Source organism: Streptomyces zhihengii, assembly GCF_016919245.1.
In the GTDB taxonomy this organism is placed as follows: Bacteria; Actinomycetota; Actinomycetes; order Streptomycetales; family Streptomycetaceae; genus Streptomyces; species Streptomyces zhihengii.
The window spans coordinates 885,122-897,341 of record NZ_JAFEJA010000001.1; the positions used below are offsets into that span (position 1 = coordinate 885,122).

Consider the following 12,220-nt stretch of genomic DNA (forward strand, 5'->3'; position numbering starts at 1 on the left):
CTGTGAATTGGCCGGATCTCAACTCATCGGCGGGGCGGCCGGTTCACCCGTGGCCGCGCATCCCGTCCAGCGCGGCCCTGACCCGGGTGCGCAGTTCGTCGCTCCCTTTGTGTCCGGCGTCGTCCACGACGACGAGCTCGGCGTCCGGCCACGCGCGGGACAGTTCCCAGGCCGTGTCGAGGGGCGAACTCAGGTCGAGGCGTCCATGGAAGAGGACTCCGGGAATCCCCTTCAGCCGCCCGGCGTCGCGCAGCAGCGCGCCCTCCTCCAGCCAGGCGCCGTGGGAGAAGTAGTGCGCGGCGATGCGGACGAGCGCGATCCGGGCGTCGTCGGGCCGCCCGCTGTAGACGTCGGGCGCCCCGTGCGGCTCCAGTGACAGGACGGCGTCCTCCCAGCGGCACCAGTCGGCCGCGGCCCGCTCGCGCACCGCCCGCTCCGGGCTCTCCATCCGGCGCGCGTACGCGGCGACCACGTCACCGGGCTCCGCGGCCTCCGGCACCCCCGCTCGGAAGCGGTGCCACTGCTCGGGGAAGAAGCGTCCGACGCCCCGGTAGAGCCAGTCGATCTCGGAGCGCCGGGTGGTGGTGACGCCGTTGACCACGATCCCGGACACCCGCTCGGGGTGCCGCTGCGCGTAGGCGAGCAGCAGCGTGGAGCCCCAGGACCCGCCGTGCAGCACCCACCGCCGGACGCCGAGGTGTTCGCGCAGCCGCTCCATGTCGGCGAGCAGGTGGTCCGTGGTGTTGGCGCCCATGCCGGCGGCCGGGTCGGCCGCGTGGGGCGTGCTGCGCCCGCAGCCGCGCTGGTCGAACAGGACGATGCGGTACGCCGCGGGGTCGAAGTACCGCCGCATCCCGGGGAGGCAGCCGGAGCCGGGCCCTCCGTGCACGACCAGGGCCGGCCTGCCGTCGGGGTTGCCGGACACCTCCCAGTGCACGCGGTTCCCGTCGCCGACGTCGAGCAGCCCCTCCTCGTAGGGCTCGATGGGCGGATACAGCTCTGCCATGGCGTGTCCCCTCTCTCCCCCGCCCGGTCCGGGCGGCGGCCCCGAACAATACAACAGCACTGTTATATTGTGTCGATGCCGCACCCCTCCCACGCCGCACCGGGCCCCGAACTGCTCGGCACCCGCCTGCGCCTGCTGCTGAGCCTGCTCGACTCCGGCGTGGCCGCCGTCTACGAGGACCTCGGCCTGGCGGACGTCCGCCCGCGCTGGGTCCCGTATCTGCGCACCCTCGCCGCCGAGGGGCCGAGCTCCGTCCAGGCGCTGGCCGCCGCGACGGGCGTGACCCACTCGGCCGCGAGCCAGACCGTGGCCCAGCTCGTCAGGGAGGGGCTGGCCACCGTCGCCCCCGGGGCCGACGCCCGGCAGCGCGTCGCCACGCTCACCGACCGGGCACGCGGCCTGCTGCCGTCCCTGGACGCCGAGTGGGAGGCCACCGCCGCCGCGGCGGCGGCCTTCGAGGCGGAGCTGTCGTACCCGCTGAGCGCACTCGTGGGCGAGGCCCTCGACGCGCTGGAGCGCCTGCCGATGCGCGAGCGCGTCGCCCGGGCCGCGCCCCATCTCATCCGCCCCGCCGAATGACCCGCCGACACGCTGCCGCCGTCGCCCCGCCGGACCACCGGTATGACCCGATTGCCCTACACCGATCGCGGCCCGATGGGGGCGCTCTTAGCGTTTCGGTGATCGAGGAGCACTCCCCGACCTGTGCGGAAACGGTTCCGCAGCTGCTCCTCGGGGACCCGGAGGTCCGACCATGCGTGCGATACGTGCCGCATCCGCCGCTCTCGGAGCGGCCGCACTCGCCCTGACCGCTCCCACCGCCGCGTTCGCCGTCAACAACACGCCGTACGACTTCGCCGTGACACCGTCGACGGTGTCCGCGGGCGGCCGTGTGACGCTGACCGCCGGCGGCTGCCCGAGCACGACCACCGTGACGTCCGGCGTCTTCGACACCGTGACCATCCCCCAGAACGGCGCGGCCACCGCCGTCGTCGACTGGGACGCCAGGCCCGGCGCCGTCTACTCCGTCCAGTTCAACTGCATCGGACGGATCGGCACCCTCGATCTGCGGATCGCGGGCGGCTCCTCCACCCCGACCGCGAGTTCCACCCGGCCCGCCGCGACCATCGCCCCCTCGGGTGTGCGGGGCGGCGAGGGCGGCAGCATCGACGGCATGAACACCGCGGAGATCGCCGCGGGCGGGGCGATGGTCGCGGCAGCGGCCACGGCGACCGTCCTGGTCCTGCGCCGGCGTTCCGCCGACCGCCGTCACTGATGCGCCGGCCGGCTCAGCCGCCCTCCCCCGACAGCCCGTCGCCCCGAGTCCCTGACCGGGACTCGGGGCGACGGGCGGTGGGGCCGACCGGGAGGTTCGGCCGGTCAGACCTGACCGCTGACCGTACGGCGGCGACGGGCGATGAAGATGCTTCCGCCCACCGCGGCCGTGGCGACGAGACCGGCACCGATGGCCATCTCGGTGCTGGTGGGGCCGATGGAACCGCCGAGGCCGCCCTGGGCGCCCCGTGCGGGCAGCACGTTGAAGGAGGCGCTCGCGGTCTGCGAGCTGTCGTTGCACCGCACCGTCAGGTGGTAGCTGCCGGGCGCGGCGCTGTTGCGGACGCGGGCGGTGGCCGTGGACTCCCCGCCGCGGTCGCCGCGCGGGGAGAGGGTGGCGTCGGGGAAGGCGTTCGAGCTGACGGTGCCACCGCGGCGGCATCCGTCGACAGTGATCGTCAGGGTGCCCCCGGGGAAGACCGAGGAGGGGCTGACTTGGACGTTCCTCGGGCCGTCCCCACCGCCGGCGGCGGCCAGTGGAGCGCTGAGCCCGACGGCCGCGAAAGCGGTCGCGGTCACCGCGAGAGCGCGGATAGCACGCATCGTTGAACCTCCAGCGGAAGACGCTCCGAAGCGGCGCTCCGGGATATTCGACGAGGACGCCTTCCACCAGGAACATTCACCGAGGCTCCCTTTCCTCGCATTTCGGGCTTGGGCCACCCCGGTGAGCCGACACGCCGGGCCGGGCGGTCCCGATCTGACGGAGCCGCAGGTCACAGACCGTCAGACGTCTTATCCGCTCATTACTCGGATGGGTCATCCCGACTGGCCCCGCCACCCGTTCGCCCTTCCCTGATCGCCGCCCCGGGCCCGCGTGCTTAGCGTGCCTGCATGCGCATTAAGGGGAGAACCACGAGCCGGGACACGTTCGGCCGGGAGCCCAGACGACGCTCGCCCTGGGGCGTGCTGGCGCTCGTCATGCTCAGCGGGATCGCGCTGATGAGGAACGGGGTCGACGTCGGTCTCGGACCGCCGCAGCCGGCCGCGGCGGCGTCGCTCGGCAGTCACACCGGGGAGACCTTCCTGCCGGTGCCGCTCGAACCGCTTCCGTACGCCCCGCCCGCCACCGTGCGGGTGCCCTCCATCGACGTCGACGCGCCCGTGATGGACGTCGGTCTCGACGACAAGGGCTGGATCGCGGCGCCGCCGCCGCAGGACCCCAACCTCGCCGGATGGTTCCAGAACGGCGTGGCACCGGGGCAGCGCGGCACCGCGGTGATCGTGGGCCATGTCGACAACCAGGCGGGGCCCGCCGTCTTCTACGGCCTCGGTTCGGTCGAGAAGGGGCAGCTCGTCGAGGTCCCCCGGCTGGACGGCCGGGTCGCGGTCTTCGAGGTCTACGGCGTGGAGGTCTTCTCCAAGCACGACTTCCCCGGGGTGCGGGTGTACGGCGACACCGGCCAGCCGGAGCTGCGGGTCATCACCTGCGGCGGCGGCTACACCAAGGCGGACGGCTACGACGGCAACGTGGTCGTCTTCGCGCGGATGGTCAAGACGCGCTGAGCCGCCCCCCGCTCCGGCCGAGGGCCCCCGCGACGGTGTCGCGGGGGCCCTCGGCCGTCCGGGCTCAGATGCGGGGCACGGTGATGCGGTAGCCGTCGGCGAGGAGGCGCGGGAGGTAGCGGCGCAGGGCCGCGACGCTCTGGGAGCGGTTGCCGCCCGCGTCGTGGGAGAGCACCACGACGCCGGGGGCCGCGCCGTCCATGACCCGGCGGACGATCGTGCCGGTGCCGGGCTCGGTCCAGTCCAGGGTGTCCACCGTCCAGGCGAGCGGTTCCATGCCGAGTGCGGCGCCGATCTCGAAGGAGTGCTTGTTCCAGGCGCCGTAGGGGGCGCGGTACCAGCGCGGGGGCGCGCCGACCGTCTTCTCGACGATGTCGCTGGTGCGGCCGAGCTGGCTGCGGATCTCGGACGGCGCGAGGCCCGGCACCAGCGGGTGGGACCAGGTGTGGTTGCCGATCAGATGGCCGTCGTCGGCCATCTCGCGCAGCAGGTCGGGGTGGTACTGCGCCATCTCCCCGCAGACGAAGAACATCGCCGGCACGTCGTGGGCGCGCAGCGTCGCGAGGATGTCGGGGGTGTAGCGCGGGTCGGGGCCGTCGTCGAAGGTGAGCACCATCGTGCGGCCCTCGGCGGGCAGTTCCAGGAGCGGGCGGGTGCGCACGGGCGGCAGCGCGCGGCGGGTGAACGGGGCCTGCGCGGTCATGGGCTGGAGGCGGTAGGCGGAGGCCGGCCGGGGCCGGGCGGGGGTGCCGGCCTGCGGTCCCCTGGCGGGCGGCGCCGCCCCGGGTCTGCTGCCGGGCGCGGCGCGCTCGGGCATGCCGGTGCGTTCGGTGGCCAGCAGGCCGCCGAGGACCGCGGCGCCGGAGAGCGCGGCGGCGACGCGCAGCACGGAGCGGCGCGGAACGAGCAGCTCATCCTTTTTCATGGCCCACTGCTCGCACGGCCGTCGCCCCGTACGTACGACCGACACGGGGACGCCGCGAATTCGACCCGCCTGGAGCAAGGAGCGGGGCGACGGGCCCGGCGGGCCCGCCCGGGGGCCGGGCGGATAGCCTCGAAGGCGTGACTCAGCATCAGCCGTCCCCGGGGTTCGAACGCGGCACGGACGGGCCGAAGGTCGTCGTCGTCGGTCTGGACGGGTCGGACTCGTCGCTGCGGGCCGCCGCCTACGCGAGCGGGCTCGCCCGCCGTCAGGGGGCGCTGCTGGCGATCGTCTACGTGCAGCCGGTGATGCCGGCGGGCGCGGCGCTCGGGGTGCCGGTGGCCGGCACCACCGAGGAGATCGCGGAGGGGCTGGCCGCCGAGATCCGGACGGCGGCCGAGCGGCTGCGGGGCATCTGGGACGTGCGCTGGGAGTTCCACACCTTCCGCGGCGACCCGTACACGGGACTGGTCACCGCGGCCGACGAGCTGAAGGCGGACGCCGTGGTGGTGGGCGCATCGGAGTCGGCGGGGCACCGGATCATCGGGTCGGTCGCGGTCCGTCTCGTCAAGGCGGGCCGCTGGCCGGTGACGGTCGTGCCCTGACCGGCGGGCCCAGCGGCCGCCCACGCCCGTGACCTGGGGCTCAGCGGCCCATGACCAGGCCGTCCTCGGCCGCGCCGCGGCCGAGGACGGCCGAGGTGACGGCCGCCAGCGCGGTGTGGTGCTCCGGCCGGGCGGAGCCCTTCGCGATGACGTCGGAGAGGTTGACGACCCGGCCCGCGGCGGTGTCCATCCACTGCGGGACGTACTCGGCGCGGGTGACCTCCCAGCGGGCGCCGGGCTTCGCGGGGGGCGAGAAGGTGAAGCGGGCGATCGAGCCCTGGTTGCCCCGGGGGTCCTGGACGCCCTCGTAGTTGATCATCGCGCCGGCGATCTGGTCGCCCATGCCGTAGACGACCCAGGTGCCGCCCACCTTCTCGTACGCCTGCGGGACATGGGCGTGGGTGCCGAGGAGGAGGTCGATGTCGGGGCGGCCGTCGGTGGCGGCGGCCGTCAGCGCGCGGCCGAGGGAGAGCTGCTGCTCGTCGACGGCGTTCTGCCACTCGGTACCCCAGTGGAGGCTGACCACGACGACGTCGGCGCCCGCCCGCCGGGCGGCGCGGGCGTCGTCGACGATGCGCTGTTCGTCGATGAGCGCCACGCTCCAGGGCCGGTCCTCGGGCAGCGGGATGTCGTTGGTGCCGTAGGTGTAGGCGAGCTGGGCCACCTTCGCGCCGCCCGCCGAGAGCCAGGCGGGCCGGCCGGCCTCGCGTTCCGTGCGGGCCGATCCCGCGTGGGCGACGCCGGCCCGGTCGAGGGCGTCGAGGGTGCGGGCGATGCCCGGGGCGCCGTCGTCGAGGGTGTGGTTGGAGGCGGTCGAGCAGGAGTCGTAGCCGGTGGCCGCGAGGGCCTCGGCGATCTCGGGCGGGGACTTGAAGGAGGGGTAGCCGCTGTAGTCGCCGTTCGCGCCGTACACCGTCTCCATGTGGCAGATGGCGAGGTCGGCGCGGGAGACGACGGGGGCGACCCCGGCGAGCATGGGGCGGAAGTCGTAGCCGGTGCCGCCGGCGTCGGCGGCGGCCTGCTGGATGACCGACGCGTGCGGGAGGACGTCTCCGCTGGCGGCCAGGGTGAAGGGGCGTTCGGCGGCACGGGCGCCGCCCGCGGCGGAGGGGGCCTGCCCCGAGGGGGGCGCGGCCCGGGGCGGGGTCCGCTCCGCGGCGCAGCCGGCGGCGCAGGCCACGGCGGCCAGCGCCGCGCAGACGAGCGCCGCGCGGCCGGGCCGCCGTCCGCGCCGGGGTCGTGGGGTAGAGGACATCGCGAACAGCCTCCGAATGGTCTCAATTGTCAGATTTACCGCATATCGGACTGTTGACGAGACAGGGAGGCCGGGCCGAGTCAAGCGACGCAGCCGGGACGTCGCTGCAACGGCCCCCGGCACCGGGCGCACGGCCGCGGCCGGACGGCGGCGGGCGGCGCGCCCGGCCGACCGCCCGCCGCACGGCCGCCGGTCCGCCACCCCGGCCGACCGCTCACCGCACCACTCGCCGCCCGGTGCGACCGTTCACCGACGACCCGGGTACGGCGTCTGTCGCGGCGCGGCCCGATGCGTTCGGATACGCCACGTGACGGCGACCTACGGGTGAAGGGGTGTTGGCAATGGCGACGGCGACCGCGACCACCGACGAGAGGGCCATGGCGGAACTCCAGCGCGAGCACGGGCCCGCGCTGCTGAGCTTCCTGCTGGGCCTCACGTACGGGGACCAGCAGCGCGCCGAGGACCTGCTCCAGGAGACGCTGGTGCGCGCGTGGCAGCACCCCGAGGCGTTCGACGCGCCCTACGAGTCCATGCGCCCCTGGCTGTTCACCGTCGGACGCCGCCTCGCCATCGACGCCCGGCGCTCCCGGCTGGCGCGCCCCGCCGAGATAGGCGACGGCGTCCTCGCCACCACACCCGACCCCGCGGACCGCACCGAGAGCGCGGTCGCCGCGCTCGACGTGCGCGCCGCCGTCGGATCGCTCAGCCCCGAGCACCGCGCCGTGCTGGTGAAGATCTACTTCCACGGGATGAGCGTCAACGAGGCCGCCGAGGCGCTGGGCATCCCCGCGGGCACCGTGAAGTCGCGCTCCCACTACGCCCTGCGCGCCCTCGCCGGCTGCCTGCCCGGCTACAGCAGGCGGCCCGTCACAACGGCCCCGCGCACCTCGGTCGTACGCGACTCCCACTCCGGTCACGGCCGCGGCGCGACCGTATGCCGAACGTCACGCCGCAGTTGAGCGAATCCGGGCCTCCCGCCGTGAGGGACGGTGGAGGCTCGTGCACAGACCCGGAGAACCGACGGCGAGAGTGAGGGGACGGCATGCGGTCCGAGAGCACCGGCGGGGCGGGGCTCGCCGTCCCGATGGCCTGGCTGTGCGCCGAGTACACGGCCGACGTGATCCTGCGCACCGGCGGCCTGGTGGCCCCCGGCTCCCTGGAGTTCCGCGCCGGACACCGCGCTCTCGCGCTCACCGTCCACCTGTGCGAGGGCGGCGGCGCCGACACGTTCGCCTCCGGCGGCGCGCAGGACACCGACCACTGGCTCGCCCTCACCGCCTGCGGCCACCCCTGGCCCGCGTGGGTGGAGGAGCGGCTCGCCGCCCGCGCCGCCCGCGAGGGACACGACGGCCCCGACCTGGCGCTCGCGACGGCGACCTGGCACTGGCTGCGCACGACCGAGGTGTACGCCGCGGACCTCGGGGACCTCGAACCGTGGCACCCGTCCCGCCCGCTCCCCGGCACGGTCGACGAGAGCAGCAAGGTGTGGACGCCGGCCTGGGAACTTGGCGTCCCGCTCGGCCACCTGGCCGTCCACCTCTGGTGAGGGGGCCGTGGCGCCCGGTCAGCCCACGACCCGCCGGACGGACGACGAGTGCACGCCCGCGCGGTACTTGGGGATCCTCACGGTGATCTTCATCCCGGCCCCGACGGCCGTCTCGATCACCAGCCCGTAGTCGTCCCCGTACACCTGGCGCAGCCGCTCGTCGACGTTGAGCAGCCCGATGCCCGAGGCCGTGGTCCCCCGGCCCGCAAGGATCGCGCGCAGCGCCTCCGGGTCCATGCCGACGCCGTCGTCCTCGATGGTCACCACCGCCTCGGCGCCCGCGTCACGGGCGGCGATGGTGACCCGGCACTCGGTGCTCGAATCCTCCAGGCCGTGCTTGACCGCGTTCTCGACCAGCGGCTGGAGGCACAGGAAGGGCAGCGTCACCGGCAGCACCTCCGGGGCGACCTGGAGGGTGACCTTCAGCCGGTCCCCGAAACGCGCCCCCGCGAGGGCCAGATACTGCTCGATGCAGCGCAGCTCGTCCGCGAGATGGGTGAACTCGCCGTGCCGGCGGAACGAGTAGCGGGTGAAGTCGGCGAACTCCAGCAGCAGTTCACGGGCCCGCTCCGGATCGGTCCGCACGAACGACGCGATGGCCGCGAGCGAGTTGAAGATGAAGTGCGGCGAGATCTGGGCCCGCAGCGCACGGATCTCGGCCTCGATCAGCCGGGTGCGCGAACGGTCCAGCTCGGCCAGCTCCAGCTGCACCGACACCCAGCGGGCGACCTCCGTCGCCGCCCGCACGAGGACGGCCGACTCCCGCGACCCGTAGGCGACGAGCGTGCCGAGCACCCCCTCCTCGCCGCTGAGCGGCGCGATCACGAACCAGCGCAGCGGACACTCCAGGTCCGCGCACTCCGAGCGCACGCTCTGGCTGCGCCCGGACCCGAGGACCTCGGCGACCCGCAGCATCACCTGCTCACGGTGGTGGTCGCCGCCCGGGCCGTCCCAGGCCAGCACACGCTGCCGGTCGGTCAGGCACAGCGCCTCGGTGCCCAGCAGCGAACGCAGCCTGCGGGCCGCCTTGCGGGCCGTGTCCTCGGTGAGTCCCGCCCGCAGCGGCGGCGCCGCCAGCGACGCGGTGTGCAGGGTGTGGAAGGTGGCCCGCTCCACCGGCGTGCCGAGATCCAGGTCGGCCTTCGCGCCGCGCCGGGCGGTGACCCTGCCGCACGCGAACCCGAGCGCGAGCAGGACCGCGCCCGCCGCCGCGAGCGCCGCCGCCTCCATGCCCGTCATCGCTCCGCCCCTTCCGTCTGCTGCCGTCCGGTGAGGTCCTCGGGAAGGTGCAGCCGGGCCAGGATCGCGGCGGCCCCGGAGGGTATGTGACGGGGGGTGGCCAGCGAGACGGCCACCATGGTCAGGAATCCGAGCGGCACCGACCACACCGCGGGCCACGCCATCAGCGTGTGCGCCCACCCCTCGGGCGGCAGGCCCGCCCGGGTCGCCATCACGGCCGTCAGCGCGGCCCCGCCGCCCACCACGAGCCCGGCCGCGGCCCCGGGCGGCGTCAGCCGCCGCCACCAGATGCCGAGCACCAGCAGCGGGCAGAACGACGACGCCGACACGGCGAACGCCAGCCCGACGGCGTCGGCGACCGGCACGTTGCTCGTCATCACCGACAGGCACAGCGGCACGGCCACCGCCACCAGCGTCGCCAGCCGGAAGTGCCGCACCCCGCGGGAGGGCAGCACGTCCTGGGTGATCACCCCCGCCACGGACATGGTCAGCCCCGAGGCCGTCGACAGGAACGCCGCGAACGCTCCGCCCGCGAGCAGCGCGCCCAGCAGCTCCCCGGCCAGGCCGCCGACCACCCGCTCGGGCAGCACCAGGACGGCCGCGTCCGCCGCCCCGGTGAGCGCGAGCTCCGGCGCGTACACCCGGCCCAGCGCCCCGTACACCGGCGGCAGCAGATAGAAGGCGCCGATCAGCCCCAGCACCATCAGGGTGGTGCGCCGGGCCGCGCGTCCGTTGGGGCTGGTGTAGAAGCGGACCGCGACATGGGGCAGCCCCATGGTCCCGAGGAACGTCGCGAGGATCAGCCCGTACGTCGCGTAGAGCTGGTAGCCGTCCCGGCCGCCCGACAGCGGCTGCGACCAGCTCACCGGATCGGTGCCCGACACCGCACGCTCCGGCACCGGGGACCCGGCGGGCAGGCCGAGCTCCGTCCCGGCGTCGATCCGGTGGGTGCCCTCGCCGAGGGTGACGCGCTCGCCGCGGTACCGCTCGCCGTCAACCGTGCCGGAGACCGTCACCGTCAGCGGGGCGCCGAGGTCGACGCGCACGGTGTCGCCGACCCGGATGTCGGTGTGCTCCCGCAGCACTGCGGGGGCGTCGAACCGGGCACGCGGAGCGTCGTCGCCCGCCCAGGCGGCCAGCAGGAAGACCGCGGGCACCAGCAGCGCGGTCAGCTTCAGCCAGTACTGGAACGCCTGGACGAAGGTGATGCTGCGCATCCCGCCGGCCGCGACCGCCCCGGTGACGACGACGGCGACGACCAGGGATCCGAGCCAGTCCGGCGCGCCGGTCAGGATCTCCAGCGTCAGGCCCGCCCCTTGGAGCTGGGGCAGGAGATAGAGCCAGCCGATCCCGACGACGAAGAGGCTCGCCAGCCGGCGCACCACCGCGGACTCCAGCCGGGCCTCGGCGAAGTCGGAGAGCGTGTAGGCACCGGAGCGCCGCAGCGGGGCGGCGACGAGCACCAGCAGGACGAGATAGCCGGCCGTGTACCCCACGGGGTACCAGAGCATGTCCGGGCCCTGGAGCAGCAGCAGTCCCGCGATCCCGAGGAAGGAGGCGGCGGACAGGTACTCGCCGCTGATGGCCGCCGCGTTCAGCCCCGGCCCCACGGTGCGGGAGGCCACGTAGAAGTCGGAGGTGGTGCGGGATATCCGCAGCCCCAGCGCGCCGATCAGGACGGTGGCGAGGACCACGACGGTGACGGCGGTCACCGCGTAGGTCTGGTTCACGTGTCAGCGGCCTTCGACGAGCCGGGTGAAGTCGCGTTCGTTGCGCTCGGCCCGGCGCACGTACCAGCGGGCCGTCAGCCACATCACCGGGTACACCCCGAAACCGAGCGCCGCCCAGACGAACGGGGCCGGGGACCCCGGGGACCCGCCGAGCGCGGCGGGCAGGGCGAACAGCAGCGGCAGTGAGCCGACGAACAGCGCCAGCGTGCCGAGGGCGTAGAGCGCCGCGCGGAGCTGGCTGCGCATCAGGGACCGCACATAGGTGGCGCCGAGCGTGGTCTGCTCGGTGATCTCGGAGCGCGCGGGCGCGTACCCCGGCGGACGGCGTGCGCCGCGGGGCACACCGGTGACCACCTCGCGCCGCGGGGTTTGCTCTGCAGACATCGGCGTCCGCTCCAGCGTCTGTCGGAGGACTGGGACGGGGGCGTCGGGGACGGCCCGGGTTGGGGAGTCTACGCAGCGGTGATCACCGACGGTAGAGACGGAGGGCGGCGGATCCCGCCCGTCCGGCCCGGGGGTGCTCAGGGGCCGCTGGGGCGGGCGCAGTCGCTGAGCGCGATCTCCAGTTCGACGTACGACTCCTCGGCCCGGCGGAACGCGACCTCCAGCGCGGCCTCGGCGCGGGGGCCGGCGAGGCCGCGGGCGGACTCGCGGATGTCCTCCAGCACATCGGCCCAGCGGCCCGCGGCGCTGCGCGCCGCCGTCAGCAGCGCCTCCAGCTCGACCTGGCCCGTCGGTCTGGTCACGGGGAGGCCGCGCAGCTCGTCGAGCAGTGCTTCGATGTCGGACATCGGGCCCCTTTCCCCGGAGCGGGCCTGCGCGGTCGGGCGCGGTCCCCCAGTGATCAAGGTTAGGCCCACGGGGACCGCCGGGACCCGGGGCCCGGGGCCCCCGCTCGCCCAGCGGCCCTGCTCCGTCGCCGTACGGCGCCCCCGCCGCGACGAACGGGCGGCGTGCGGGGGTGAACGGTCCGGGGGCCCTCCTTGCGGGGGGCGCTGGCCGGGTTCCCGGCAAGCGCGCGTATCTCAGCCCGTCCGGCGATTGAGGACACCGCGCGCAGCGCGGTGCCACCCCACCGGCGT

The 12,220-nt window shown here is 74.8% G+C and carries 14 protein-coding genes; 6 read left to right on the forward strand and 8 right to left on the reverse strand.

Features of this window, described 5'->3' with window-relative positions:
* Positions 1 to 43: 43 nt before the first annotated feature.
* Complete coding sequence (pip, locus tag JE024_RS03775; protein ID WP_205372199.1) at positions 44 to 1,006, reverse strand: prolyl aminopeptidase; 963 nt, start codon at positions 1,004 to 1,006, stop codon at positions 44 to 46.
* 75 nt (positions 1,007 to 1,081) lie between these two features.
* Here pip and JE024_RS03780 point away from each other — a divergent pair, with 75 nt between their 5' ends.
* Positions 1,082 to 1,585: a MarR family transcriptional regulator gene (locus JE024_RS03780; RefSeq protein WP_205372200.1), complete on the forward strand. Its 504-nt coding sequence runs from the start codon at positions 1,082 to 1,084 to the stop codon at positions 1,583 to 1,585.
* 172 nt (positions 1,586 to 1,757) lie between these two features.
* On the forward strand, positions 1,758 to 2,279 hold the full coding sequence (locus JE024_RS03785) for a hypothetical protein (protein ID WP_205372201.1): 522 nt from the start codon (positions 1,758 to 1,760) through the stop codon (positions 2,277 to 2,279).
* A gap of 104 nt (positions 2,280 to 2,383) precedes the next feature.
* Here the strand turns inward: JE024_RS03785 and JE024_RS03790 are convergent, their stop codons facing one another.
* Positions 2,384 to 2,881 carry a hypothetical protein gene (locus tag JE024_RS03790; protein ID WP_205372202.1) on the reverse strand — a complete coding sequence of 166 codons (498 nt, stop codon included), beginning with the start codon at positions 2,879 to 2,881 and terminating at the stop codon, positions 2,384 to 2,386.
* Between the two features lie 288 nt (positions 2,882 to 3,169).
* Here JE024_RS03790 and JE024_RS03795 point away from each other — a divergent pair, with 288 nt between their 5' ends.
* On the forward strand, positions 3,170 to 3,841 hold the full coding sequence (locus JE024_RS03795; protein WP_205372203.1) for a class F sortase: 672 nt from the start codon (positions 3,170 to 3,172) through the stop codon (positions 3,839 to 3,841).
* Between the two features lie 64 nt (positions 3,842 to 3,905).
* Here JE024_RS03795 and JE024_RS03800 read toward each other — a convergent pair whose 3' ends face one another.
* Positions 3,906 to 4,766: a polysaccharide deacetylase family protein gene (locus JE024_RS03800; protein WP_205372204.1), complete on the reverse strand. Its 861-nt coding sequence runs from the start codon at positions 4,764 to 4,766 to the stop codon at positions 3,906 to 3,908.
* A 137-nt stretch (positions 4,767 to 4,903) separates the two neighbouring features.
* Here JE024_RS03800 and JE024_RS03805 point away from each other — a divergent pair, with 137 nt between their 5' ends.
* On the forward strand, positions 4,904 to 5,368 hold the full coding sequence (locus tag JE024_RS03805) for a universal stress protein (RefSeq protein ID WP_205372205.1): 465 nt from the start codon (positions 4,904 to 4,906) through the stop codon (positions 5,366 to 5,368).
* A 40-nt stretch (positions 5,369 to 5,408) separates the two neighbouring features.
* Here the strand turns inward: JE024_RS03805 and JE024_RS03810 are convergent, their stop codons facing one another.
* Positions 5,409 to 6,623: a CapA family protein gene (locus JE024_RS03810; RefSeq protein ID WP_205372206.1), complete on the reverse strand. Its 1,215-nt coding sequence runs from the start codon at positions 6,621 to 6,623 to the stop codon at positions 5,409 to 5,411.
* 341 nt (positions 6,624 to 6,964) lie between these two features.
* Between JE024_RS03810 and JE024_RS03815 the strand changes: the two genes are divergently transcribed.
* Together JE024_RS03815 and JE024_RS03820 are read left to right on the forward strand one after the other, a co-directional pair.
* Positions 6,965 to 7,582, forward strand: coding sequence for a sigma-70 family RNA polymerase sigma factor (locus JE024_RS03815; RefSeq protein ID WP_205372207.1), 618 nt, complete (start codon positions 6,965 to 6,967; stop codon positions 7,580 to 7,582).
* A gap of 83 nt (positions 7,583 to 7,665) precedes the next feature.
* On the forward strand, positions 7,666 to 8,169 hold the full coding sequence (locus JE024_RS03820) for a hypothetical protein (RefSeq protein WP_205372208.1): 504 nt from the start codon (positions 7,666 to 7,668) through the stop codon (positions 8,167 to 8,169).
* A gap of 18 nt (positions 8,170 to 8,187) precedes the next feature.
* Here JE024_RS03820 and JE024_RS03825 read toward each other — a convergent pair whose 3' ends face one another.
* From JE024_RS03825 to JE024_RS03840, 4 genes are all read right to left on the reverse strand, one after another.
* Positions 8,188 to 9,408: a sensor histidine kinase gene (locus tag JE024_RS03825; RefSeq protein ID WP_205372209.1), complete on the reverse strand. Its 1,221-nt coding sequence runs from the start codon at positions 9,406 to 9,408 to the stop codon at positions 8,188 to 8,190.
* Positions 9,405 to 11,138, reverse strand: coding sequence for a sodium/solute symporter (locus tag JE024_RS03830; protein WP_205372210.1), 1,734 nt, complete (start codon positions 11,136 to 11,138; stop codon positions 9,405 to 9,407). The genes JE024_RS03825 and JE024_RS03830 overlap by 4 nt, the downstream gene beginning before the upstream one ends.
* A gap of 3 nt (positions 11,139 to 11,141) precedes the next feature.
* Positions 11,142 to 11,522 carry a hypothetical protein gene (locus JE024_RS03835; RefSeq protein ID WP_205372211.1) on the reverse strand — a complete coding sequence of 127 codons (381 nt, stop codon included), beginning with the start codon at positions 11,520 to 11,522 and terminating at the stop codon, positions 11,142 to 11,144.
* Positions 11,523 to 11,659: 137 nt separating this feature from the next.
* Entirely contained in the window at positions 11,660 to 11,929 is a 270-nt protein-coding gene (locus JE024_RS03840) for a hypothetical protein (protein ID WP_205372212.1), read from the reverse strand.
* Positions 11,930 to 12,220: the final 291 nt, after the last annotated feature.